24 protein-coding genes are annotated in these 24435 nt (G+C 73.4%); 8 read left to right on the forward strand and 16 right to left on the reverse strand.

What is annotated here, in order from left to right:
- Position 1: 1 nt before the first annotated feature.
- Positions 2–1132, forward strand: coding sequence for a c-type cytochrome biogenesis protein CcsB (gene ccsB / locus ACIRBX_RS09650; protein WP_402295004.1), 1131 nt, complete (start codon positions 2–4; stop codon positions 1130–1132).
- A gap of 57 nt (positions 1133–1189) precedes the next feature.
- Entirely contained in the window at positions 1190–1600 is a 411-nt protein-coding gene (locus tag ACIRBX_RS09655; RefSeq protein ID WP_402295006.1) for a hypothetical protein, read from the forward strand.
- 764 nt (positions 1601–2364) lie between these two features.
- Here the strand turns inward: ACIRBX_RS09655 and ACIRBX_RS09660 are convergent.
- From ACIRBX_RS09660 to ACIRBX_RS09685, 6 genes are all read right to left on the reverse strand, one after another.
- Positions 2365–3522, reverse strand: a complete 1158-nt coding sequence (locus ACIRBX_RS09660; RefSeq protein ID WP_402295007.1) for an oxygenase MpaB family protein — start codon at positions 3520–3522, stop codon at positions 2365–2367.
- A gap of 57 nt (positions 3523–3579) precedes the next feature.
- Positions 3580–4644 carry a polyprenyl synthetase family protein gene (locus ACIRBX_RS09665; protein WP_402295009.1) on the reverse strand — a complete coding sequence of 355 codons (1065 nt, stop codon included), beginning with the start codon at positions 4642–4644 and terminating at the stop codon, positions 3580–3582.
- Positions 4637–4927: a hypothetical protein gene (locus ACIRBX_RS09670; protein ID WP_402295011.1), complete on the reverse strand. Its 291-nt coding sequence runs from the start codon at positions 4925–4927 to the stop codon at positions 4637–4639. Before ACIRBX_RS09670 ends, ACIRBX_RS09665 begins: the two co-directional genes overlap by 8 nt.
- Before the next feature lie 164 nt (positions 4928–5091).
- Positions 5092–5298 carry an acyl-CoA carboxylase subunit epsilon gene (locus ACIRBX_RS09675; RefSeq protein ID WP_402295012.1) on the reverse strand — a complete coding sequence of 69 codons (207 nt, stop codon included), beginning with the start codon at positions 5296–5298 and terminating at the stop codon, positions 5092–5094.
- A gap of 57 nt (positions 5299–5355) precedes the next feature.
- A complete protein-coding gene (locus ACIRBX_RS09680; protein ID WP_402295013.1) occupies positions 5356–6957 on the reverse strand; it encodes an acyl-CoA carboxylase subunit beta in 1602 nt (533 codons plus the stop codon).
- A 364-nt stretch (positions 6958–7321) separates the two neighbouring features.
- Positions 7322–7690, reverse strand: coding sequence for a PLD nuclease N-terminal domain-containing protein (locus ACIRBX_RS09685; protein WP_402295014.1), 369 nt, complete (start codon positions 7688–7690; stop codon positions 7322–7324).
- A gap of 78 nt (positions 7691–7768) precedes the next feature.
- Here ACIRBX_RS09685 and ACIRBX_RS09690 point away from each other — a divergent pair, with 78 nt between their 5' ends.
- Together ACIRBX_RS09690 and mqnP are read left to right on the forward strand one after the other, a co-directional pair.
- Positions 7769–9226: a menaquinone biosynthesis decarboxylase gene (locus tag ACIRBX_RS09690; protein ID WP_402295016.1), complete on the forward strand. Its 1458-nt coding sequence runs from the start codon at positions 7769–7771 to the stop codon at positions 9224–9226.
- Positions 9223–10122, forward strand: coding sequence for a menaquinone biosynthesis prenyltransferase MqnP (gene mqnP, locus ACIRBX_RS09695; RefSeq protein WP_402295017.1), 900 nt, complete (start codon positions 9223–9225; stop codon positions 10120–10122). Before ACIRBX_RS09690 ends, mqnP begins: the two co-directional genes overlap by 4 nt.
- A 10-nt stretch (positions 10123–10132) precedes the next feature.
- Here mqnP and ACIRBX_RS09700 read toward each other — a convergent pair whose 3' ends face one another.
- From ACIRBX_RS09700 to ACIRBX_RS09735, 8 genes are read right to left on the reverse strand one after another with little or no spacing between them, the layout of a single operon-like run.
- Complete coding sequence (locus ACIRBX_RS09700) at positions 10133–10570, reverse strand: PIN domain-containing protein (RefSeq protein ID WP_402295018.1); 438 nt, start codon at positions 10568–10570, stop codon at positions 10133–10135.
- Positions 10563–10841, reverse strand: a complete 279-nt coding sequence (locus ACIRBX_RS09705; RefSeq protein ID WP_402295020.1) for a type II toxin-antitoxin system Phd/YefM family antitoxin — start codon at positions 10839–10841, stop codon at positions 10563–10565. Before ACIRBX_RS09705 ends, ACIRBX_RS09700 begins: the two co-directional genes overlap by 8 nt.
- A gap of 21 nt (positions 10842–10862) precedes the next feature.
- Positions 10863–13517 (reverse strand): fumarate reductase/succinate dehydrogenase flavoprotein subunit, encoded by a 2655-nt coding sequence (locus ACIRBX_RS09710; RefSeq protein WP_402295021.1) that lies wholly within the window; start codon positions 13515–13517, stop codon positions 10863–10865.
- Positions 13518–13546: 29 nt separating this feature from the next.
- Entirely contained in the window at positions 13547–14254 is a 708-nt protein-coding gene (locus ACIRBX_RS09715) for an ABC transporter ATP-binding protein (RefSeq protein WP_402295023.1), read from the reverse strand.
- On the reverse strand, positions 14251–15024 hold the full coding sequence (locus ACIRBX_RS09720) for an ABC transporter permease (protein ID WP_402295025.1): 774 nt from the start codon (positions 15022–15024) through the stop codon (positions 14251–14253). The genes ACIRBX_RS09715 and ACIRBX_RS09720 overlap by 4 nt, the downstream gene beginning before the upstream one ends.
- Positions 15021–16406: an ABC transporter substrate-binding protein gene (locus tag ACIRBX_RS09725; RefSeq protein ID WP_402295027.1), complete on the reverse strand. Its 1386-nt coding sequence runs from the start codon at positions 16404–16406 to the stop codon at positions 15021–15023. Before ACIRBX_RS09725 ends, ACIRBX_RS09720 begins: the two co-directional genes overlap by 4 nt.
- Before the next feature lie 17 nt (positions 16407–16423).
- Complete coding sequence (locus ACIRBX_RS09730; RefSeq protein WP_345278921.1) at positions 16424–16651, reverse strand: ferredoxin family protein; 228 nt, start codon at positions 16649–16651, stop codon at positions 16424–16426.
- Positions 16652–16698: 47 nt separating this feature from the next.
- On the reverse strand, positions 16699–17451 hold the full coding sequence (locus ACIRBX_RS09735; RefSeq protein ID WP_402295028.1) for a GntR family transcriptional regulator: 753 nt from the start codon (positions 17449–17451) through the stop codon (positions 16699–16701).
- 228 nt (positions 17452–17679) lie between these two features.
- On the opposite strand from ACIRBX_RS09735, the gene ACIRBX_RS09740 reads away from it, so the two are divergent.
- Both ACIRBX_RS09740 and ACIRBX_RS09745 read left to right on the forward strand, forming a co-directional pair.
- Complete coding sequence (locus tag ACIRBX_RS09740; RefSeq protein WP_402295030.1) at positions 17680–18051, forward strand: VOC family protein; 372 nt, start codon at positions 17680–17682, stop codon at positions 18049–18051.
- Positions 18052–18496: 445 nt separating this feature from the next.
- Complete coding sequence (locus tag ACIRBX_RS09745; RefSeq protein WP_402295032.1) at positions 18497–20113, forward strand: beta-propeller fold lactonase family protein; 1617 nt, start codon at positions 18497–18499, stop codon at positions 20111–20113.
- Between the two features lie 166 nt (positions 20114–20279).
- Here ACIRBX_RS09745 and ACIRBX_RS09750 read toward each other — a convergent pair whose 3' ends face one another.
- Positions 20280–20993: an MOSC domain-containing protein gene (locus tag ACIRBX_RS09750; protein ID WP_402295033.1), complete on the reverse strand. Its 714-nt coding sequence runs from the start codon at positions 20991–20993 to the stop codon at positions 20280–20282.
- 382 nt (positions 20994–21375) lie between these two features.
- A complete protein-coding gene (locus tag ACIRBX_RS09755; protein WP_402295034.1) occupies positions 21376–22116 on the reverse strand; it encodes a cyclase family protein in 741 nt (246 codons plus the stop codon).
- A gap of 304 nt (positions 22117–22420) precedes the next feature.
- Between ACIRBX_RS09755 and ACIRBX_RS09760 the strand changes: the two genes are divergently transcribed.
- Both ACIRBX_RS09760 and ACIRBX_RS09765 read left to right on the forward strand, forming a co-directional pair.
- The gene (locus ACIRBX_RS09760) at positions 22421–23779 is read left to right on the forward strand and encodes a condensation domain-containing protein (RefSeq protein ID WP_402295036.1); all 1359 of its coding nucleotides are present in this window, start codon (positions 22421–22423) and stop codon (positions 23777–23779) included.
- Positions 23780–23868: 89 nt separating this feature from the next.
- Entirely contained in the window at positions 23869–24432 is a 564-nt protein-coding gene (locus ACIRBX_RS09765; protein WP_402295038.1) for a hypothetical protein, read from the forward strand.
- The last annotated feature ends 3 nt before the right edge of the window (positions 24433–24435 follow it).

Genomic DNA, 24435 nt, shown 5'->3' on the forward strand with positions numbered 1-24435 from the left:
GGTGAACCTCGCCGCATCGGTCGACCCCGGTCTGGCCGACCTCTCGAACAAGCTGATCTACTCGGCCATGGCCGTGTACGTCATCGCCATGTTCGCCCACATCTTCGAGTGGACCTTCGGCAGCAAGGGAGCCGTCGCCGTCCGCTCCACCGAGCAGGCCGGCGTGGCCGCCGCGGTGGCCGCCACCGAGCGGCAGGGCAAGGCGAAGAAGGTCACCGTCACGGTCGCCTCCGCCAACGGCGGCACCACCACGCTGACCCGCACCGCCCTCGCGGACGCCGGGGCCACCGTGGTCACCAGCGGCCGGGGCGAGCAGGACGAGGACGGCCCAGGCGCGGCCGGCACCAGCGAGAAGGGCGACCTGGCCGGCCGGATCGCCATCTCGCTGGCCGCCCTCGGCGTCCTGCTGCACGCCGGTGGGGTGATCACCCGCGGCCTCTCGGTGATGCGCTGGCCGTGGGGCAACATGTACGAGTTCTCCTGCGCCTTCGCGCTCGCCATGGTGGTCGCCTACCTCGGCCTGCTGGTCGCCAAGAAGCCGGTCCGCTGGCTCGGCCTGCCGGTGATGCTCGCCGTGGTGCTCACCCTCGGCCTCGCCGTCACCGTGCTCTACACCGAGTCCGAGCAGCTCGTCCCCGCGCTGCACTCGTACTGGCTGGCCATCCACGTCTCCACCGCGATCTTCTGCGGCGGCGCCTTCTACGCGGCCTTCATCGCCACCGCGCTCTACCTGGGCAAGGACTCCTTCGACCGCCGGATCGCCGAGGGCAAGACCACCGGCCCGCTCGGCACCTCGGCCTCGATCTGGCGCCGGCTGCCCGCCGCCTCGACCTTCGACAAGCTGTCCTACCGGATCAACGCGGTCGTCTTCCCGCTCTGGACCTTCACCATCGTGGCCGGGGCGATCTGGGCCGAGGCGGCCTGGGGCAAGTACTGGGAGTGGGACCCGAAGGAGACCTGGTCCTTCATCACCTGGGTCTTCTACGCCTGCTACCTGCACGCCCGGGCGACGGCGGGCTGGAAGGGCCGCAAGGCCGCCTACCTGGCGCTGCTGGCCTTCGCCTGCTTCCTGTTCAACTACTACGGCGTCAACATCTTCGTCACGGGGAAGCACTCCTACGCCGGCGTCTGACGCCACGTCACACCCACCACCCCCATCTGCAAGACGAGCGCGAGGAGGGCCGCACCCATGCCGGAGTGCGACGAGGTCATGCTGACCGTCCGAATCACCGCTGCGGAGAGAGCGCTGCTCCGCCGGCTGGCCCAGAGCCACCGCAGCGACCTGTCGGAAGTCGTCGCGGACGGTCTGCTCGACGTCCTCCCGACGCTGCACCGGCAGTCCGACGCGTTCCGCCTGCTGGCGGCGCTGGCGCCGCCGGCGCCGTGCGGCCAGACCGTCTGGCTGCCGGCCCCGCTGGCCGACCTGCTGGTGCTGGCCGCCGCCCGGGTCGCCCAGCTCACCGGCGTCCGCCTCGGCTCGGCGAGCGCCATCCTGGGGGCGGCCGTCCGCCTCTGGCTCTCCCAGGACCCGCAGCACCTGGAGGCCAACCTCAGCGTCATGCACGCCGGCCGCGGCGCCGCCCTGGCAGTCGTCGCCTAGCCCGGGCCGCTTGTCGGGAGTCGCTCCGCGGTCGGGCTGCTTCTTGGACGGTGGGCTCGTGCCCGGGCTGCCCGTAGGGCAGTCAGGGGCGCGGGGAACTGCGCGAGTCGGAAGAACACTGACTCGTGTGTCGGGTACGGGGGTTCACTTGCAGGTGAGTGTCCGTACCCGGCATGCGGGTTGTTGTGTTCCCCTGCGCGCAGTTGCCCGCGCCCCTGGCCGCCCTCGGGGCGGTCCCAGGCGCTCGGGCTGTTTCCTGGGAGTTGCTCCGTGGTCGGGCTGCTTCTTGGTCGGTGGGCTCGTGCCCGGGCTGCCCGTAGGGCAGTCAGGGGCGCGGGGAACTGCGCGAGTCGGAAGGACACTGACCTGTGTGTCGGGTACGGGGGTTCACTTGCAGGTGAGTGTCCGTGCCCGGCACGCGGGTTGTTGTGTTCCCCTGGGCGCAGTTCCCCGCGCCCCTGACCGCCCTCCGGGCGGTCCCAGGCGTCTGGGCTGTTCCTTGGGAGTTGCTTCGCGGTCAGGCTGCTTCTTGGACGGTGGGCTCGTGCCCGGGCTGCCCGGAGGGTAGTCAGGGGCGCGGGGAACTGCGCGAGTCGGAAGAACACTGACCAGTGTGTCGGGTACGGGGATTCACTTGCAGGTGAGTGTCCGTACCCGGCACGCGGGTCGTTGTGTTCCCCTGCGCGCAGTTCCCCGCGCCCCTGACCGCCCTCCGGGTGGTCCCAGGCGCCCGGAGGGCGGTCCGAGGCCGGGGGGTGCGGGGGTCAGACGGCCAGGCCCGGGGGGATCCAGGGGTCGGTGCGGGGCTTGGTCGAGGTGACGCCGTAGGCGGGCTTGAGGTCCTCGGGGATGGCGTACTGCATGACCCGGCCCCGGGTGAGGGAGCTGAGCTCGAAGCGGGTGGTGAGGTCGCCGAGGCGGTCCAGGGCCCAGGCGCCGAGCGGGGAGGCGTCCTCGATCCGTTCCAGGACGCCGAGCAGGGCGGGGGCCAGGGTGACGGCGCGGTCCCAGGGGGAGCGGGGCACCTGGAGCCAGTCGGCCGAGGTGTCGCCGATCAGGAAGCGGATCAGGGCGGCCACCACCGGGTCGAAGAGCGTCCCGGGCACCACCTCCTCGTAGAGGTCGATCAGCTGACGGGTCAGCAGCACGCCCTCCTCGGAGGGCCCCATGTGCCGGGCCATGTACCGGTCGGAGAACTCCCGGGCCTGCTCCAGGTCGGCCGGCATCGCGTCGAGCTCGATGCCGAGGATCGCCCCGACCACCCGCCAGGCGTAGAAGTACGCCTCGGCGCCCTCCTGGGACATGTGGATGCCCATCCGGTGCAGGGCGTCCAGCACCTGCACGGAGAACATCATCTGACCCCCGATCATGTCCTCCTGGCAGATCGGCACCCCGAGCGCCGCCTCGTCCCACCGCCCCTCCCGCCGCAGGTGGTGCCGGATCGAGGCGTGCAGCAGCCGGACCTTCTGGGCGGCCGGCAGGAAGCGCCCGCCGGCCTCGAAGGCGTCGGGCCGCATCAGGTAGAGGGTGAACTGCCCGGTCTCGGCCATCCGCTTGGACGGGTAGGCCAGCGAGTGGGTCGCGCTCAGCAGCCTGGCGATGTGCGGCACCACGTAGCAGGCGGGCATCGAGGCGAAGGAGAGCGCGGTGGAGATGTGCACGTTGTTGTCGACGAAGAACAGCCGGGCCCGCTCCATCTGGTCCCAGTCCACCCAGGAGGGCGGCACCGACGTCGCCTCCAGGTAGGCCCGGGCCTCCTCCGGCACGTCGTCCGGCAGCGGCTGCCCGCTCTGCGCGAACCACCGCATCAGGGTGTTGAACTTGCCCACCTCGCCACGCTCGAAGAGCGCCGCGACCACGGAGTCGGCGAGCGGGTCGCCGAGCAGGCGCAGGGCGTCCATCCGTTCGGGGGTGTACGTCATCGTGGGTCCTCGAATCGACTCGACACGGGGTCGGGGAGGTCAGGGAGGTCAGTGAGGTCAGGCGGTCCGCGCGGTGGCGGCGCCGATCAGGCCGTCCAGGGCGGCGGTGGTCGGGGCCGGCAACCGGGCGGCGGTCAGCGCCCGGCGGGCGGCGGCGGTGCGTTCGGCGATCAGCTCCTCGACCCGGGCCCGGGCGCCCGAGCGCTCCAACAGGGCGCGCAGCTCGGTCAGTTCGCCGGGACCGGGCTGCTCCAGCAGCTGCCGCAGCCGGGCCCGGTCGGCGGGGCCGGAGCGGTCCAGGGCGACGGCCAGCAGGGCGGTGGGCTTGGCGCCGGCCAGGTCGTCCAGGTTGGACTTGCCGGTGCGGTCCGGATCGCCGAACACGCCGAGCAGGTCGTCCCGGAGCTGGAACGCCTCGCCGAGCGGCAGTCCGTACGCGCTGAGCGCGGTCAGCAGCTCCGGCGGTGCGCCGCCGAGCAGGGCGCCGAGGTGCAGCGGGTGCTCGACGGTGTACTTGGCGGTCTTGTAGCGGACGATCTCCAGCGAGCCGGCCTCGGAGGCGGCGCCGGCCCGGGTGCGCAGCACCTCCAGGCACTCGCCGGCGATCAACTCCCGGGCCAGGGTGGCCCAGAGCGGCCGGGCCCGGGAGAGGTAGCCAGCCGGCAGGCCGCAGGCGGCGAACAGCTGGCCGGACCAGGCGGTCAGCAGGTCGCCGACCAGCATGGCCAGGGCGCGCCCGGCGGCCTCCCGGCCGGGCCCCGCCGGGGCGGCCCGGCGGAGTGCCAGGTGGGCGGTGGGCAGGCCCCGGCGGACCGGGCTGTCGTCGATCAGGTCGTCGTGCACCACGGCCGCCGCGTGCACCAGCTCCATCGCGGTGGCGGCCCGCACCATGGCCTCGCTGTCGGGCTGGCCGGCCGCCCGCCAGCCCCAGTAGGCGAACGCCGCCCGGAGCCGCTTGCCGTCGGCCACGGCGGCGGTCAACTGCTCGGAGACCGGCTTCAGTTCGGGGTCGATGGCGGTCAGCAGGGCGGTCTCCCCGGCGACGAAGGCGTGCAGCGCCCCGTCCACCCGGGCCTTCAGCCCACCGTCCCAGGCGGCCGTGCCGGGCGCTTCCTCAGCCACCCCCGGCGGCCTTCCGGTGGGCCGCCGAGCGGCGGGCGACGGCCTCCATGTGCGGCTCGGAGCCGGTGGCCAGGCGGCCGAGCAGCAGCTCGCCCCGGGCCCGCAGGTCCTCCTGACCGTCCGTCAGCAGCCCGTCGAGGTCGGAGCGGCCCAGCGTGCCGCGCAGCCGGCGGAACAGGCCCTCGGCCTGCTCCAGCCCCACGTCGACCACCCCGGCCAGCAGGTGGACCGCCTCCGCGCCCCGGTCGGCCGGCTTCCCGTTCCCGGGTCCGCTCGCTGTCACCACGCGGCTCCCTCCACTCCGGTGCGTCCACGAATGGACCCAGCCTGGCAGGTGGGACGGCCCGGTCCGAGGGGGGTTCACCGGTCCGGGTGAGGGCACGCCGAAGCCCCGGCGCCCGCCAGCACTGGTGTGCTACGACGGGGCCGGGGCCCGGTGAGGGTGCGTCAGGCCGCCTGCTGCCAGCTGACCGGCGAGAAGTAGGCCGGGCGGCGCTCGATGCGCGACCAGGTCGCGATCGGCTCGATCGCCGGGGCGGCCGCGGCGGCGGCCTGGACGGCGGCCGCGCGGGCGATGAGGACGGCGGTGAGGGCGGCGAGCTCCTCGTCGGAGAGCTGGCCGCGGACGATGCGGACGAGCGGTTCGGTGCTCATGGGTTCTTTTCTCCCCCGGCGGTGTGTCTGGTGGGTTGTGAGCGGTGAAACGCCTTGTTACATCGGCGGGTTGCCGTGCTTGCGGCTGGGCAGGTCGGCGTGCTTGGTGCGGAGCATGGCGAGTGCGGAGGCCAGCACGGTGCGGGTCTCGGCGGGGTCGATGACGTCGTCCACCAGGCCGCGTTCGGCCGCGTAGTACGGGTGCATCAGCTCGCTCTTGTACTCCTTGATCTTGTGCGCGCGCATCGCCTCGGGGTCCTCGGCTCCGTTGATGTCGCGGCGGAAGATCACGTTGGCCGCGCCCTCGGCGCCCATCACGGCGATCTCGTTGGTCGGCCAGGCGTAGGACAGGTCCGCACCGATGGAGCGGGAGTCCATCACGATGTAGGCGCCGCCGTAGGCCTTGCGCAGGATCAGCTGGATGCGCGGCACGGTGGCGTTGCAGTAGGCGTAGAGGAGCTTGGCGCCGTGCCGGATGATGCCGTCGTGCTCCTGGTCGACGCCGGGCAGGAAGCCGGGGACGTCGAGCATGGTGACCAGCGGGATGTTGAAGGCGTCGCACATCTGGACGAAGCGCGCGGCCTTCTCGCTGGCGTTGATGTCCAGCACGCCGGCCAGCGACTGCGGCTGGTTGGCGATGATGCCGGTGACGTGGCCGTCGATCCGGGCCAGCACGCAGAGCACGTTGGTCGCCCAGCGCTCGTGGACCTCCAGGAACTCGCCGTGGTCGACGATCTCCTCGATCACCTTGCGCATGTCGTAGGGGCGGTTGCCGTCGGCCGGCACCAGGTCGAGCAGCGACTCGTTGCGGCGCTCCACCGGGTCGTCGTTGGGCGCCACCGGGGGCATCTCGCGGTTGTTCTGCGGCAGCAGGGAGAGCAGGAAGCGCACTTCCTCGATGCAGCTCTGCTCGTCGTCGTAGGCGAAGTGCGAGACGCCGGAGACGGCGGAGTGCACGTCGGCGCCGCCGAGGCCGTTCTGCGAGATCTTCTCGCCGGTCACCGCCTGCACCACGTCGGGGCCGGTGATGAACATCTGCGAGGTCTCGCGGACCATGAAGACGAAGTCGGTCAGCGCGGGGGAGTAGGCCGCGCCGCCGGCGCACGGGCCGAGCATCACCGAGATCTGCGGGATCACACCGGAGGCCCGGGTGTTGCGCTGGAAGATGCCGCCGTAGCCGGCCAGCGCGGTGACGCCCTCCTGGATGCGGGCGCCGGCGCCGTCGTTGAGCGAGACCAGCGGGGCACCGGCCGCGATGGCCATGTCCATGATCTTGTGGATCTTCTGCGCGTGCGCCTCGCCGAGCGCGCCGCCGAAGATCCGGAAGTCGTGGGCGTAGGTGAAGACGGTGCGGCCGTGGACGGTGCCCCAGCCGACGATGACGCCGTCGGTGTGCGGCTTCTTGTCCTCCAGGCCGAAGCCGGTGGCGCGGTGCCGGCGCAGCGGCTCGACCTCGTGGAAGGAGCCCTCGTCCAGCAGCAGCTCGATCCGCTCACGGGCCGTCAGCTTGCCCTTGGCGTGCTGGGCCTCGGTCGCCTTCTCGCTCGGGCCGGCCAGCACCTGGGCGCGCAGCGCGTGCAGTTCCGCCACCCGGCCCCGGGCGTCCGCCGGGGTCTCGATGTCCTGGCCACCGGCAGGAGCCTCGGGCACAACCGTCATCTCGAACCACTCCAAGTCTGGGGGAACTGTCCGGCTACGGGGCCGCTGTGGGCGGGCCGATCACTGCGAACACTTCTTCACCTACGACACTACGAGGGATCACGGGTCCGTCTCGGCGTCGATTCCGTACAAGGTCGAGCGCCAGAAGCTGTCAGGGGTGCACAGGAAACGGCCCGACCCAGTATCGGGTCGGGCCGTTCGAGGTTCTCTGGAGTCCGCCTGGGGCGTGGGGGAAAGGCCAGGTCAGGGCCGGTTCGGCGGCTTGTTGCCGGAAGGTTGCCGACAGGTGAAGCGGGGGCCGGTGCCTCGTAGGGATGCACCAAAGTGCTCCGCCCGGGACGGCGTCGCTCCAGGTCAGTCCGGGTCAGTCCTGCTCGGGACGGTCCTTGCGGTCCCTGTCCCGCAGCTCCTGCTCCCGGCGGCGCAGGTCGGCCTCCCACTGCTTCAGGTGGTCGGTGTCCCGGTCGTCCTGCTGCTTCTTCAGCGAGGCCAGGAACTCGGGGTTGTCATCCGGGGCCACCGGCGCGTAGCCGGCCCGGGCCGGGCGGGGCACGCCGCGCTGCTTGCCGATCGCCAGCCAGGCGATCGAGCCCAGCAGCGGGAAGAGCAGCACGACGATGACCCAGATCACCTTGGGCATGTGCTTGACCTCCTCCTCCGGAGTGGTCAGGCAGTCGATGAACGCCCAGATCCACAGGGCGAGTACGAGCAGTGGCGGCAGGATCCTCAACACGGTGCGTTCTCTCCCCGGGAGCGGCGGACGGGGCCCTCTTGGCGTGGCCAGACTAGCCAGTATCGGATACTGGCCCACATGGCATACGACGATCTCCGTTCGTTTCTCCGGGCCCTCGAGCGGGAGGGCGACCTCAAGCGGATCAAGACCGAGGTCGATCCCCACCTGGAGGTCGGTGAGATCGTCGACCGGGTGCAGAAGGCCAAGGGCCCCGCGCTGCTGTTCGAGAACGTCAAGGGCGCCTCGATGCCGCTGGCGATGAACGTCTTCGGCACCGAGCGCCGGCTCTCCAAGGCGCTCGGCCTGAAGGGCCCGGAGGAGATCTCCGAGAAGATCGCCGGGCTGCTCAAGCCCGAGCTGCCGCAGGGCTTCACCGGTTTCCGGGACGCCTTCGGCAAGCTGGCCTCGATGGCGCACGTGCCGCCGAGGACCGTGAAGTCCGGCGACGCCCCCGTGCAGGAGGTGGTGCTGACGGGCGATCAGGTCGACCTCGACCAGCTGCCCGCGCTCTTCACCTGGCCGCTGGACGGCGGCTCCTTCTTCAACCTCGGCCTGACCCACACCAAGGACCCGGAGACCGGCGTCCGCAACCTCGGCCTCTACCGCCTCCAGCGCCACGACAAGCGCACCATCGGCATGCACTGGCAGATCCACAAGGACAGCCGCAACCACTACGCGAAGGCCGCCAAGCGCGGTGAGCGGCTGCCGGTGGCGATCGCCTTCGGCTGCCCGCCGGCCGTGACGTACGCCTCCACCGCGCCGCTGCCCGGGGACATCGACGAGTACCTGTTCGCCGGCTTCGTCTCCGGCAAGCGGATCGAGATGGTGGACTGCAAGACCGTGCCGCTCCAGGTGCCGGCCAACGCCGAGGTGGTGCTGGAGGGTTGGCTGGAGCCCGGCGAGATGCTGCCCGAGGGCCCGTTCGGCGACCACACCGGCTTCTACACCCCGCAGGAGCCGTTCCCGGCGCTCACCATCGACTGCGTGACGATGCGCCGGCGCCCGCTGCTGCAGTCCATCGTGGTCGGCCGGCCGCCGACCGAGGACGGGCCGCTGGGCAAGTTCACCGAGCGGTTCTTCCTGCCGCTGCTCAAGATCATCATTCCGGACATCGTGGACTACGACCTCCCCGAGGCGGGTGGTTTCCACAACTGCGTGATCGTCTCGATCGACAAGAAGTACCCCAAGCACGCCCAGAAGGTGATGCACGCCATCTGGGGCGCCCACATGATGTCGCTGACCAAGCTGATCGTCGTGGTGGACGCCGACTGTGACGTGCACGACTACCAGGAGGTCGCCTGGCGGGCGCTCGGGAACGTCGACTACAGCCGCGACCTGAGCGTGGTCGAGGGGCCGGTCGACCACCTGGACCACGCCTCGTACCAGCAGTTCTGGGGCGGCAAGGCGGGCATCGACGCCACCCGCAAGCTGCCCGAGGAGGGCTACACCCGGGACGGCGGCTGGCCCGAGATGGTCAGCTCCGACCCGGCCACCGCCGCCCTGGTGGACCGCCGCTGGAAGGAGTACGGCCTGTGACCTCCGTCGCCGCCGCCCCCGAGCCGGGCCGGCTCCGGGCCTTCCTCAACCTGGTGCTGATCGAGCACTCGGTCTTCGCCCTGCCGTTCGCCTACATCGCCGCCTTCACCGCGATGTACCTCACCGACCAGCGGATGCACTGGGGCGCCCTGGTCCTGGTCACCATCTGCATGGTCGGCCTGCGGACCTTCGCGATGGCCGCGAACCGGATCATCGACCGCGAGATCGACGCCCGGAACCCGCGCACCGCCAACCGCGAGCTGGTCACCGGCGCCGTCTCGATGCGCACCGCGTACGTCGGCTCGGCGATCGCCCTGCTGGTCTTCCTCGGCTCGGCCGCCCTGCTCAACCCGCTCTGCCTGGCGCTGGCCCCGGTCGCGGTGGTCCCGATGGTGGTCTACCCGTACGGCAAGCGCTTCACCGACTTCCCGCACGCCATCCTCGGCCTGGCCCAGGCGATGGGCCCGATCGGCGCCTGGCTGGCCGTCACCGGCAGCTGGTCCTGGGACGCGGTCGTGCTCGGCCTCGCCGTCGGCATCTGGATCGGCGGCTTCGACCTGATCTTCGCCACCCAGGACGTGACGGCCGACCGCGCCGAGGGCGTCCGCTCCGTCCCGGCCCGCTTCGGCGTCCCGGCCGCCCTGTACGGCGCCCGGATCTGCCACGCCGTCACCCTCGGCCTGCTGATCTGGTTCGCCCTGCGCACCGACGCCGGCCCGGCCTTCTGGGTCGGCCTGGTGGTGGTGGCCGGCGCCTTCGTCTACGAGCACACCATCGTCAAGCCGCACGACCTCTCGAAGCTGAACCGCGCCTTCTTCACCACCAACGGCTTCGTCGGCATCTCGCTGTTCGTCTTCGCCCTGCTGGACCTGGTCCTGCGGGGGCTGAAGCTCTGACGGGCGTTGCTCAGAGATCGACGGGGAGCAGGTCGAAGGCGGGGTGCGCGGTGAGCGGACGCACCATCCGGAAGTGCTTCTCGTCGAGGGTCAGCAGTGAGGCGGTGCGGAACTCCCGTGCCAGCACCACGTTCATGGCGTCGGTCAGACCGATGTCGGGGTACGTCTGCATGACGGCTCGGGCGGCCGGCAGATGGGCGCCCACCTCGGGCACCTCGAAGCGGGAGCGCAGGACGCCCTGCGAGATGTGCCCGAGGGCCGTCTGCGCCGCCGCGCTGCCGGCCCGAGCGGTCAGCAGGTAGTCCAGCTCGGCCAGCACGAACGGCGGGACGACCAGGTGGCCGAGCTGACGGAGCGCCAGTCGGCACCGCTCGTGGTGCGGGTCGCGGGGGTTGAAGTACGCGAGCAGCCCGGACGTGTCGGCGATGGCGACCGCGCGTTCAGTCAAGGCCGAACCCCCGCCGCATCAACGCGTCCTGCTCGTCCGCGCCCATCGGCTCGAACTCGATGGGCGGCGGCTCCTGGAAGTACGGATCGTCGCCCATCGGGTCGGTGCGGAAGCCGTAGGCCGGAGGGTCGTCGGTGCCGTACGGGCGCAGTACGGCCACCGGCCGGCCGTTCTTGGTCACGGTGACCGTCTCGCCGGCCTCGACCCGGGCCAGGATCTGGGCGGTCTGCTGGTTGAGCTCGCGCGCCGGAACTTCGCTTGAGATCTCCATGCAGCCAGCGTACTACGCGTACTACACCTTCTTGAGGGCCAAGCGCGCATAAGCGCGGACGTCGGCGTCGGAGTCGGCGAGACGCTCCCGCAGGGCTCCGGACAGGGCGGCCGCGTGTGGGGCCGCCGCGCGGACGGCGGACTTGCGGACGTCGGGCTCGGGGTCGGTGAGGAGGGGGAGCAGGGCGTCCAGGGCGGTGGCGGAGCCGAGGGCGGTGGCGGCGGTCTTGCGGACCTGCCAGGCCGGGTCGGGGGTGGTGGCGAGGGTGAGCAGGGGTTCGGGGCAGCCGAGGGCGGCGGCGGCCTGGAAGGCGGCGGCGCGGACCAGCGGGTCGGGGTCGGTGGCCAGGGTGGTGAGGGTGGGGACGGCGACCGGGGAGGCGACGGTGCCGAGGCCCTCGGCGGCGGCGACCCGGACCTCGCGGGCGGGGTCGGCGGCGAACGGGAGCAGGGCCGGGGCGGCGTCCAGGGAGACCAGGCCGTGGACGGCCTGGAGGCGGACCGGGACGGCGGTGTCGGTGCGCGCGGAGGCGTAGAGCGGGAGTTCGCCGGTGTGCAGGGCGCGGGAGAGTTCGAGCACGCCCGCCCGCACCACCGGGTCGGGGGAGGCCGCGTGCGGGAGCAGCGCCGGGCCGAGGGCGGCGGTGAGGACCGGGAGCAGCTCGCGCAGGGCGGCCACGGCGGCGGCCCGGACGGACTCGTCGGCATCGGCCAGGGTGCGGGCGAGCTCGGCCCCGGTGCCGGCCGAGGGGTGCTCGGTGGTGAGCGCGACGGCGGTGCGGCGGACCTCGGGGGCCGGGTCGCGCAGGTAGCGGAGGAGCTCGGGGAGGGTGGGCTCGTCGAGGAGGAGGAGCGCGCGCAGCTGCGGGGAGGTGGGGGCGGTCGGCACGACGGGGGCGGCCGAACTGACGGTCCCTCCGGTGCGGCCGACCGGGATCGGGTGGACCTCGCCGAGCACGGTGACGGGCAGCGCGGGCGGTTCGAGGCCGTCCACCGGGACCAGGTACGGCGCGACCGGCCGGGTCAGGAACTCCATCGCCCCGGCGTCGGTCTTCCGCAGGTTGAGGTGGCTGAACCAGCGCTCGTCGTCCCGGCCGGGGTGGTCGACCCGGGAGTGGTAGAGGCCCCAGCGGCTCTCGGTGCGGGCCAGCGAGGAGCGGGCGGCCATCTCGGCGCAGTCCCGGATGAAGTCCACCTCGACGGCCCGCATCAGCTCGTGCGGGGTGCGGGCGCCGATCCCGGCCACCTCGCCGCGCATCCGCTCGAAGTGCTCCAGCGCGACCGACAGCCGGGCCCCGGTCTTCGGCGGCGCCACGTAGTCGTTGACGAAGCGTCGGAGCTTGTACTCCACCTGCGGCTGCGGCGGCCCGTCCGGGTTCCGCAGCGGACGGTAGATCAGCTCGTGGGCGGCGGCCACCTGGTCGGGCGGGAGCGGGGCCCGGGCGGACGGCAGATGGGCGGCGGCGTGGGCTCCGGCCAGGTCGCCGAAGACGAAGGCGCCGATCATGTAGTTGTGCGGCACGCAGGCCAGGTCGCCCGCCGCGTAGAGCCCGGGCACGGTGGTGGCGGCGTTCTCGTCCACCCACACCCCGCTGGCCGAGTGGCCGCCGCACAGGCCGATCTCGGAGATGTGCATCTCGATGTCGTGGGTGCGGTAGTCGTGGCCGCGCCCGGCGTGGAAGGTGCCCCGGGTGGGCCGCTCGGTGGTGTGCAGGATGGACTCCAGGGCCTGCACGGTCTCCTCCGGCAGGTGGGTGGTGCGCAGGTAGACCGGGCCCCGGTCGGAGGCCACCTCGGCGGCGAACTCGGCCATCATCTGCCCGGACCAGTAGTCGGAGTCGACGAAGCGCTCGCCGTGCCGGTTCACCTGGTAGCCGCCGAACGGGTTGGCCACGTAGGCGCAGGCGGGCCCGTTGTAGTCCTTGATCAGCGGGTTGATCTGGAAGCACTCGATCCCGCTCAGCTCGGCGCCCGCGTGGTAGGCCATCGCGTAGCCGTCCCCGGCGTTGGTCGGGTTCTCGTAGGTGCCGTACAGGTAGCCGCTGCTGGGCAGCCCGAGCCGGCCGCACGGGCCGGTGGCCAGCACCACCGCGCCGGCCGAGACGGTGACGAACTCCCCGCTGCGGGTGTCGAAGGCGGCGGCGCCGACCGCCCGCCCGCCGGCGGTGAGCACCCGGACCGGCATCACCCGGTTCTCGATGGTGATCCGCTCGCGCATCCGGCGCTCGCGCAGCACCCGGTAGAGCACCTTCTTGACGTCCTTGCCCTCCGGCATCGGCAGCACGTACGAGCCGCTGCGGTGCACCTGGCGGACCTGGTACTCGCCGTACTCGTCCTTCTCGAACTTGACCCCGTACCCCTCCAGCCGCTGCACCATGGCGAAGCCCCGGGTGGCGGTCTGACGGACCGTCCGCTGGTCCACGATGCCTTCGTTGGCCCGGGTGATCTCGGCGACGTAGTCGTCCGGCTCGGCCCGGCCGGGGACGACGGCGTTGTTGACGCCGTCCATGCCCATGGCCAGCGCGCCGGAGTGCCGCACGTGCGCCTTCTCCAGCAGCAGCACGGAGGCACCCGCCTCGGCGGCGCTGATCGCGGCCATCGAGCCGGCGGTGCCGCCGCCGATCACCAGCACGTCGCACTCCAGGCGGCGGGCCTCGGTCAGGGCGGGGGTCTGCATGGGTCGATCGCCTTTCGGGGGAGGGGAGTTCAGGAGAGGGAGGCGAGCAGGTGGTCGCGCAGCTCCGGGCGGGCGGCATCCGGCCGGGGTACCTCGTGCAGGGCCAGCAGCCGGCCCTCGCCGAGCACCGCGACCCGGTCGCCGAGCAGCAGGGCCTCGTCCACGTCGTGGGTGACGAAGACCACCGTGCAGCCCTCCTTCTCCCGGACGGTGAGCAGGAGTTGCTGCATGGCCTGCCGGTTCTGCGCGTCCAGCGCGCCGAACGGCTCGTCCATCAGCAGCGCCTTCGGAGAGCCCGCCAACGCCCGTGCCAGCTGGACGCGTTGACGCTGGCCGCCGGACAACTGCCGGGGCAGCCGGTCGCCGTGGCCGGCCAGGCCGACCCGTTCCAGCCAGCCGAGGGCCGGGGCCCGCCGCTCGGAGCGGGGCGACCCGGCGATGGCCAGCGGGAGTTCGACGTTGCGCCGGGCGGTGCGCCAGGGCAGCAGGCCGTCCTCCTGGAAGACCAGGGCCCGCTCGGCGGACGGGCCGCGCAGCGGCTCGCCGTCGGCCAGCAGCTCGCCGCCGGTGGGCGGCAGCAGGCCGGCCAGCGCGCGCAGCAGGGTGGACTTGCCGCAGCCGGAGGCGCCCAGCACGGTGAGCAGCTCACCGGGGGCGACGTCGAGGTCGAGGCCCTCGATCACCGGGTGGCCGGGGTGTCCGAGGGAGAGCCCCCGGGCGGTCAGTCGCAGGCTCATCCGGCACCTCCGGGGCGCGGCGGCAGCCAGCCGGTCAGCCGGCGGCCGAGCAGCTCGACCGCGCCGGAGGTGAGCCAGCCGAGCAGGCCGATGGTGGCGATCCCGACGAACACGCCGGGGTAGTCGAGCACGGTGTACGCCTGCCAGGTGCGGTAGCCGACGCCGAACTGACCGGAGATCATCTCGGCCGAGATCACGCAGATCCAGGACACCCCGAGACCGACCGAGAGCCCGCCGACCACCCCGGGCAGGGCGGCCGGGAGCACCACGCTCCACAGCACCCGGCCGCGCCCGCCGCCCATGGTGCGGACGGCCTCCTCCCAGAGCGGCGGCACCGCCCGCACCGCGTGCCGGGTGGCCACCGTGACGGGGAAGAAGGCGGCGGCGAAGGTGATCGCCACGATGCCCTGCTCGTTCTCGGGGAAGAGCATGATGGCGACCGGCACCAGGGCGATGGCCGGCACCGGCCGGACCACCTCCAGCACCGGGCCGAGCAGGTCGGCGGCCCAGCGGGAGCGGGCGGTGAGCACTCCGGCGGCCACCCCGAGCAGCCCGGCCAGCAGGAAGCCGGTGCCGATCCGGCGCAGACTCTCCGTCAGGTCCTGCCAGTACTCCTCGGTGCCCAGCCGCAGGCCGAAGGCGTGCCAGACCTGGACGGCCGTCGGCAGGTGGTCGAAGCGCACCCAGAGCCGGACGTGCTGCGCCGTCAGCAGCTGCCAGAGCCCGACCGCGCCGAGCAGCGCGGCCAGCCGCACCAGGCGCCGGGTCATGAGGCGGCCAGGGCTTCCCGGTAGGAGAGCGGCCCGGCGCCGGGGTGGGCGGCCAGGTACGCCTTCGCCCCGTCCTCGGTGGTGAACGGCAGCAGCCGCTCCCCGTCCCGGACCCAGAGGTCGTGGTCGGCGAACCAGCGGGTGCCGGTCGCCGCGTCCGGGACGTAGGCGGCCCGGACCTTCTTCCCGCCGGCCTCGGCGGCCTTCACGGCCTTCAGCAGGCAGCCCGGATCGGCGGCCGGGCGGGTGGACTCCTCGCCCTCCAGCCAGAGTTCACCGGCCAGCGCCGGGTCGGTGACCGGCCGGCCGCAGAGCTCGTCGGTGCCGGTGATCCGGGACGGCGGGACGGCGGGCAGCGCGGCCTTCGCCAGGTAGGACGGGTCGACGAAGGCGTCCAGGTCGAGAGCCTTGAGCACGCCGACCGACTTCAGGAAGGGCACATCCTCGCGCAGCGCGGTGAGCAGCTCGGGCCGCAGCTCGGTGCCGAAGGTGGCGATGCCGTTCGGGCCGTTGTAGAGGTGCACCACCTCGGCGGGCAGGCCGGTGGCCTCGGCCACCTTGCGGCTGGCCGCCAGCGGCTGCTCGTTGAGGTACTTCGTCGCGTCCTGCTGGGCGGTCAGGAAGGCGTTCACCACCTCGGGCCGCTCGGCGCCGAACTTCTGCCGGACCACCACCCCGTGCAGGGTGGGCCTGGCCAGCGCCGCCCCGTCGTAGAGCAGCTTCGCGTCCCCGGCGAAGACCACCGCGCCGGGCCAGGCGACGAACTGGGCCAGCGCGTCCACGCTGCCCGCCTTGAGGGCGGAGGCGCCGACGGCGGGCTGCTGGTTCTGCTTCTGGATCCCGTCGTCCGGCACCCCGGCCTTGCGCAGCGCCTGCACCAGGGTGCCGTCGGCGGCCGAGCCGACCGAGGTGGAGACCTTCCTCCCCTTCAGGTCGGCCAGCGTGTGGGCGGGTGAATCCTTCGGCACCACCACCGAGTTGAGGGCGCCGAGCAGGTTGTAGCCGGTCACCGAGACCAGTCGGGTGCCGGGCCCGCCGGCCTCCTGGGCCCGGGAGCCGTTGATCAGCAGCGGGTAGTCGCCCATCGAGCCGATGTCGGTCTTGTCGGCCAGCATCTGCGCGGTGATCGGGGCGCCGGAGTCGTAGTCCTGCCACGTCACCCGGTACGTCCGGCCGTTCTGCTTCCCCAGCTCGGCGAGGCGCTGCTCGAAGTACCCCTGGGCGCGCAGCAGGGTGCCCGCCGTGACGGTGTTGATGGTCTTGGACTGGTAGCCCACCACCACCTGGACGGTGCCGCCCTCCCCGGCCGCCCCGGCCGAGGAGCAGGCGGTGGCGGCGGTCAGCGTCGCGGCGGCCAGCAGGGCGCCGGTGCGTGCTCTCATGGTCTGGCGATCCTCAACTATCGGAGCAGATAGGGCATGTTGACGGTGACCGCGCCGGTGGGGCAGCGGGCGGCGCACGGGCCGCAGTACCAGCACTCGTCCACGTGCATGTACGCCTTGCCGTTCTCCTGGTCGATGGCCAGCGAGTCCAGCGGGCACATCTCCACGCAGAGCGTGCAGCCCTCGATGCAGAGCGAGGCGTCGATGGTCACGGGCACGTCGGAGCGGTGGTCGGCGAGTGCCATGGGGGTGTCCCTCTCGAAGGGGTGCGGGTCCGGGGTGAAGGGGAAGGTCAGGGGAGGTCGCGGAGCAGCTGCCCGCGCATGGTGAGCCGGTCGCCCCGGAAGCGGACGTACTCCAGGTCGACGGGGCGGCCGTCGGCCAGCGTGGTCAGCCGCTCCAGCATCAGCAGGGCGGCCCCGCGCGGGACTTCGAGCACGGTGGCGGAGTGCGGGTCGGCGTTGACCGCCTCCAGGGTGATGTCGGCCCGGCCGAGCGGCTGGCCGGCCACCTCCTCGATCAGCCGGAAGAGGTCCTGCCCGGCCAGGTCGGCGGCGTCCAGCTCCGCGCCGATGTCCGGGGCCAGGTAGGTGAGGTCGAGCGAGAGCGGCAGCCCGTTCAGCCGTCGCAGCCGCTCCACGTAGACCACCTCGGCGCCGTCCGGCAGCCCGAACCGGCGGGCCACCGGGCCGGGGGCCCGGACCGGGCCGAACGCCCGTACCTCGTTGACCACTTCGCCGTGCTCGTGCATCGTCTCGGCCAGGCCCTCCAGCCGGTTCAGGCCGTGCGGCACCTTCTCCGCCACCACCAGCGTGCCGGAGCCCGGCACCCGGCGGATCAGGCCCTCCTCGCGGAGCAGGTCCAGGGCCTCCCGGACGGTGTTCCGGGAGGCGCCGAACTCCTCGGCCAGCCGGTCCTCGTGCGGCAGCGAGCGGGCCGCCTCCCGGCCGTCCAGCACCTGGCGGCGCAGCACGTCGGCCACCTGCCGGGCCCGGTCGGCACGCAGCCGCCGGCCGGCCGGTCGGGTGGCGTTCTCGCTGCTCATCGTGGTGCTCCGGAGGCTGGGGGTCGGTTCGCCAGAACCATAGGGCCGTACCGGCGGGTTTTTCGTTGCAGCGGCATTACGCCACCTGACGGGCCGTCTCCACCCGTGTGACCTGTGGTGATTCCGGTACGCCCGGTCGTCCTGCCACCGCGTCGCCGTGTCGGGGTGGCCCTCCGTCCGGGCCTGGCGGGATGCTGGAGGTCCATCGAGCGGGGTCAGGAGCGGATGATGATCGGCAAGCTGCAGTGCGTGGTGCTGGACTGTCACTACCCGGCCGGACTGGGCCACTTCTACGCCGAGCTGCTCGGCGGCGAGCTGGACCGGCCCGACCCGCGCTGGTCGCTGGACGAGGAGTGGTCGACGGTGCACCTGCCGGACGGCACGGTGCTGGGCTTCCAGCGGGTGGAGGACTACCGCCCGCCGATGTGGCCGGACCCGGCCCATCCCCAGCAGCTCCACCTGGACGTGGAGGTGGCGGACCTGGACGAGGCGGAGGCGAAGGTGCTGGCGCTCGGCGCGGTCCGCAAGGACGTGGAGACCGGGTGGCGGGTCTACGTCGATCCGGCCGGGCACCCGTTCTGTCTGGTCCGGGCGCACTGAGCCCGGAGGGGGCACCCCTGCGGTCCGGCACGGGTCGGCCGCCCGGCCGGTGATCGTTCGGGTGTTCCCCGCGCACGGTCCGGCGCACGGCGCGTTCGGCACGGCGCGCGCCGGTGGAATTCCTGCGGGCGCCGTCTGCTGCGAGCACGGTGGCCGGCGTGGCCGACGAGGCGGCCATCGCCTCCTGAGCTGCTCGGTGTCCCTCCGGTGGACCGGCGCGGACCGGTGGCGGAGCTGTGCGCGGCCGGTGGGGGAGCTGTGACGGCCGGGCGGAGTTCGGCGTTCCGTGGACGCGCCGGGCGCGGGCCGCCTAGAACGGATGGCGTCCAGCGGAGGCCCGGTCAGTTCCCTCGTGGGCCACCGCCGTTGACGACCGCACCGAACCGCACCGACCCCGGACGCCCGGCGGCCGGTGCCGGGCGGCGTCCGAGCAGAGAGACCACCCATGCCCATATCCGCTGTCCTGCGCCGCCCGGCGGCGGGGCTCACCGCCCTGCTGCTGACCGTCCCGCTGGCGGGTGCCGCCACCCTCACCGCGGTCGGCACCGCGCACGCGGCCCCGCCCGTCGCGGCCGGCACCGGCCACCTCTACGTGGCCAACGCCGGCACCGACGACGTCTCGGTGGTGGACACCGCCACCGCCACGGTGACGGCCACCGTCCCGGTCGGCGACGCTCCGCGCGCGGTGGTCGCCACCCCGGACGGCGGCCGGGTCTACGTCGCCTCCAGCGGCTCGGACACGGTCTCGGTGATCTCCACGGCGACCAACGCCGTCACCGCCACCGTCCCGGTCGGCGACGGCCCGACCGGACTCGCCGTCAGCCCCGACGGCTCCCGGGTCTACGTGGCCGACTTCAACGGCAACACGGTCTCGGTGATCTCCACGGCGAGCAACGCCGTCACCGCCACCGTCCCGGTCGGCTCCCAGCCGTACGGCCTGGCGGTCACCCCCGACGGCTCCCGGGTCTACGTCGCGGACTCCGACTCCAACACGGTCTCGGTGATCTCCACGGCGGGCAACACGGTGGCCGCCACCATCCCGGTGGCCCAGTTCCCCGAGGCCGTCGCGGTCAGCCCGGACGGCTCGCGGGTCTACGTCGGCGGCTACAGCAGCGCCACCCTGAACACCATCGACACCGCCACCAACACCGTGGTCTCCGCCCTGCCGGTCGGCGCGGGCACCAACGCGGCGGTGCTCTCGCCGGACGGCGGCAGCCTCTACCTCGGCAGCTTCAACGCGGCGGCCAACCTGACCGTGGTGGACACCGCCACCGGAACCGTCAGCGGCAGCCTGGCGGCCGGCAAGGTGCGCGGCGTCGCACTCGACCCGAGCGGTGCCACCCTCTACGCCACCGACTTCCCCGGTGACCGGATCTCCGTGGTGGACACCGCCACCCGCACCCTGACCGCCGTCGTCCCGGTCGGCACCGACCCGTGGGGCCTGGCCTTCGTCCGGCCGCAGGCCCCAGTGCCCGCCCCCGTGGTCACCGGCATCTCGCCGGCCTCCGGCCCGGCGGCCGGCGGCACCGCGGTGACCGTGAACGGCGCCAACCTGGCGGGCGCAAGCTCGGTCAAGTTCGGCTCCACCGAGGCGACTTCGTTCACCGTCGGCTCCGACGAGCAGCTGACGGCGGTGGCCCCGGCCGGCACCGGCACGGTGGACGTCACGGTCACCACCCCGAGCGGCACCAGCGCCACCGGCCCGGCCGCCCGGTACGCCTACACCGTGGTCACCGAGCCCGAGGCCCCGCACACCACGGCGCTCAGCGCCGCGCCCACCCTGTTCTCGGCCGGCGCGGGTGGCCTGAGCGTGGGCCTGACCCTCTCCGCCACCCTGACCGACACCACCGCGCACACCCCGGCGGCCGGACGGACCATCAGGTTCAGTGTGGGCAGCAGCACCGTCTGCACCGCCGTCACCAACACGCACGGCACCGCCACCTGCAGCGGCCTGGTGCCGCTGCTGACCGTCGTGCTCTCCGGTGGCTACCAGGCGTCCTTCGCCGGCACGCCCACCCTCAAGCCCGCCACCGCCCGGGCCGGGCTGATCCGGCTGGGCTGATCGGACGGGCATGATCGGGTCGGGCTGATCGGGTCGGGCTGATCGGTCCGAGCCTCCTGCACGACTGCTCCGCACCGGACGGGGGCTGACGGGTACTCCGTCGGCCCCCGTTGGCTTCCCCTTTGCCCCTCACCACGTCGGCCCTGCTCGCGGCGGCCGGAGCCGGTCAGGCCTGCAGGGTGAGCCGGTCGCCGACCCGCAGCCGGCCCGGGTGGTCCACCGTGGCCAGCGCGTCCAGCCGGCCGTCGTGCAGGTGGGTGACGGTCTTGAGGATCTCCGGCGCGTGCGGCAGGCCGGGTTGGGCGGTCCCGGACATGACGCACCGTTCGCTGGCCCGGACGAAGGCCAGCACCAGCCCGGTCGGGGTGGCGGCCGACCGGCCGAACCACGAGTCCTCGCTGAACGGGGCGGTGCCGGGCGGGGTGCGCAGCAGCACGTTCGGCCGGAACCGGCGCTCGTCCACCGCGGTGAGCGGCAGCTGCTCGCGCAGCCAGTCCAGGGTGGCGGTGGTCAGCACGCTGACCGGCAGTGCGTCGAAGTGCGAGACGGTGTCCTCCCGGGCCAGTGCCACGTCGTCCCGTTGGAGGTAGGCGCGGAGGAAGGCGTCCGGATCGGCCACCGGCTTGCCCAGTGGATCGAGCAGCTCCGGCGCGGTCAGCCGGGTGCCCAGGCGCGAGCCGAGCCGGAGCAGCCCGTCCATCCGGCGGAACCTCCGGGTGGACTTCCCGGACCCGAGCTTCCCGCTCGCGTCCCGCACCGCGTAGAGCCGGTCCCCGGCCAGCCCGCGCTCGTCCACCTCCACGGAGTCGAGCCGCTCGCCCCCGGTCGACTTGACCGGGTAGCGCCACAGCCGCTCGATCACTCCGATGATCTCTGCCATGACCAGAGAGCGTAGCGGCGGTGACGGAAGTTGGTCTAGACCATGACAGTTGGGTCGACGGACCGTCCGCCACCGCCCGCCGCCGACCAGTGCGGACGCCCTCCCGGCCTGCCGCTCTGCCCGTTCGGGCGGCCCGGCGCTGCCCGATCGAACCGCCGGCTCGGGCTCGTCGGCGGGTGGACACCACGGGCCCGACGTCCGGCAAGGGCAGGCGCTCGGGGGCGCGGAGAACTGCGCGGGGTGGGAAGCCGGCACGTGCGGTCGGCTGACGGACGGTCGGTTGCGCGCGAGGGGCCTTCCCGTCCCGCGCACCTCCTCGCGCCCTGAGCGTCCATCCTGCCGAAGGCCGGGCTCCCGGCCGGGCGTCGCGCCCGCGTCCCGGTCAGCCCAGCCGGGCGATGGCCCGGACCGGGGCTCCGTCGGCGGCGGTGAGGCGGATCGGGAAGAACGAGACCGCCACCGGCAGGCCGGCCGCCCGGGCCTCCAGCAGTGGGGTGAGGTCGGTGAGGTTCTCGCAGAGCACCGCGCCGCCCGGGGCGCCGAGCAGCGCGCGGTGGGCGGCCAGGGTGCCGGGCGGCGGGGTCGGGTCGTGCTCGTCGGTGAGGGCGGTCAGCAGCTCCGCCACCGCCGGGTCGGCCGGGCCCGGATCGGGGGTGAGGTCGATGCTCAGCGCGTCCACGCCGACCGAGCGGATGCCGGCGGCCACGATCGCCTCGGCGGCCTCCGGGGTGAGGTGGGGGTGGGCGAGGTAGTGGTCGGTGCCCCAGTGCCGGGCCCAGCCGGTGGCCAGCAGCAGCACGCTGCCCTCGGCCGCGTCGGCCAGCGCCGGGGCCAGCTGATCCGCCGTCACCCCGCTGCGCGGCTCCAGCCCGCGCAGGTCGGCCAGCACCGCCGGGCCGGTGAACAGTGCCAGCGGCAGTCCGTCCAGCGTCGGCCAGGTGACGTCCACGTGGTACGGCGCGTCCACGTGCGTGCCGGACTGCGAACCGAGGTGCAGCGCCAGCACGTTGACCCCGTCGGCGGCCGTGGTCAGGGCCGGCCGCAGCGCCACCTCCGGGTCGCCCGGGTAGACCGGCATCCCGGTGGTGACCGGGTGGGTGAGGTCGATCAGCTTCGCCGTCATGCGCACCATCCTGGCCCATCGCCCGGCCGTCCCGCCGTCGCGGCGGTACGGCGCCGGGTGGCTGCGGATACCCCCGCAGGGGTACGGCGAACCCTTGCCCGGGGGTCGGCCGGTCGGTAGGTTACCGGGCAGGCCGGACGGGGGTGCGAGCCCCGGACGGATCGTCAATGCCCTTGTGGTGCACGGTGGTTCGGATACACCGCAGCTCCCGGGGGCCGGACCCTCCCGGTCGCCCGCCCGGTCCGCGCGGCGTACTCGAGTCGAGTCACGGGGCGGTGCCACCCGCCGCCCGGAGGGACGTCCGGTGAAGACCGAAGCCACCATCCTGCGGGTCAGCTGCACCGGAGCCAGGAGCGGCGAGGGCCCCGTCACCTGGGGCCAGTACGCGATCTGGCACGCACTGCAGAAGCTGGTCCCCGGCGACTACGCCTACAACGTCCCGGTGGACGGCCCGGTCTCGCCGCCGCTCCCGCTGGAGACGATCCGCGAGGCGCTCGGCGGCCTGCTGTACGTCCACGACGCGCTGCGCACCCGGGTGGTGCAGGGGCCCGACGGCGAGTTGCGCCAGTACGTGGACGCCGAGGGCGACGCCGCGCTGCACGTCAGACCGGGCACGGCGGAGACCGCCGCCGAGCTCGGGGTCGCGCTGCGGCAGGAGCTCTGGGGCCGGTCCTTCGACTACGCGGGGGAGTGGCAGGCCCGGTTCGGCGTGGTGGTGGAGGACGGGCTGGTGCACCACGTGGCCGCCGTCTTCTCGCACACCGCCGCCGACGCCTGGGGCCTGCCCCGGCTGATGGAGGACCTGATCGCGCTCAGCACCGGGGCGAGCCCGGAGCAGGTCCGGGAGGCCGCCGCCGCCGACCTCCAGCCGCTGGAGCAGGCCGCCGAGCAGCGCTCCGCCCGGGGGCAGCGGCTGGACGCCGCCGCCCGCCGGCACTGGCGCACCGCCGCCGCCGGGGCCCGCGCCCCGAAGGACCCGGTCACCCTGACCCCGGGCCCCGACGACCCGCCCTACCGCCGGGCCCACCTGATCTCGCCCGCCCTGCCGCAGGCGCTGGCCCGGCTCTGCCCCGCCGTCCGGGCCACCCCGCCCACCGTGCTGCTCGCGGCCACCGCGCTGACCATGGCCGAGTGGGCCGGCACCGGCCGCTGCGGGCTCCAACTGATGGTCAACAACCGCTTCCACAGCGGCCTGGCCCGCGCCACCGGTCCGCTCGCCATGGAGGGCTACCTCGCCATCGACACCGAGGGAGCCGACTTCACCGAGCTCCTCGGCCGGACCAAGCGCGCCTCGCTGGCCACCTACCGCAGCGCCTACTACGACAAGAGCGCCCTGGAGACCGAACTCGCCCCGTACGCCGACGATCCGGGCGTGGTCTTCGAACGCTCCTGCTGGTACAACGACCAGCGGGTCGCGGCGCCCCCCGCCCCCGACCCGGCCTGGGACCCCGCCGCCGCCCCCGCCGCCACCCTGGACTGGCAGCCCGCCACCGACCACGGCGGCCGGGTCGGCTACGTGCTGCACATGGCCGACCAGCCCGGCGGCCTGGAGATCGCGATGACCGCCGACTCCCGCCTCTTCACCCCGGCCGAGGTCGAGCGGCTGCTGCGCGGCATCGAACGGACCGTGCTGGAACAGGCCGCCGCCGTCCCGGTGGACTGACGTACCCTCACCTCCCTACGAACGGACGTGGGGTGGGGCGGCGGACCGGAGCTTCCCGGGTCGCCGCCCTCCACCGGAGGGGGCGCGGCATGGCGGCAGGTCGGAGGAGGACGGTGCGGGCGCTGCTCGCGCTGGTCGGGCTGATGGTGCTGGCCCAGGTGGTCGGGTGGTACGCCACCGACCGGGGCGGGCTGGTGCTGATCCAGGAGCTGGACCGGCCGGCGGACTGGGCGGCGGCCTCGGTGCTCGCGCTCACCACCGCCGTGATGGTCGGCGCGAAGGACGCCACGGTCAAGTCGCTGGTGCTGGCCCTGGTGGTGGTGCTGGCGTTCGTGACCATCCCGCTCCACCAGTTCGCCGAGGTCGGCTGGAAGGTGACCGAGCGTCAGCAGTCGCCGGTCCACGCGGAGCGCCGGCTGGTGGTCGAGCAGGGGCTCGACATGATCGATCCGGTCTGGATGGTCTACCTGGAGCAGGGCGGCGGTCTCGGCGAACGGCGCTGGCACCTGGGCTACTTCAACGGTGACTCCGACGCGTCCGCCCTGGTCGACGCCGCCTGGGACGGCCCGGACCGGATCCGGCTCGTGCAGGGTGGCGGCCAGGTCGAGGTGATCGAGCTGGCGCCGGACGGTTCGCCCCGGGGATCGGCGTAGCAG

The organism is Kitasatospora sp. NPDC096147, from assembly GCF_044763225.1.
Classification (GTDB): Bacteria; Actinomycetota; Actinomycetes; order Streptomycetales; family Streptomycetaceae; genus Kitasatospora.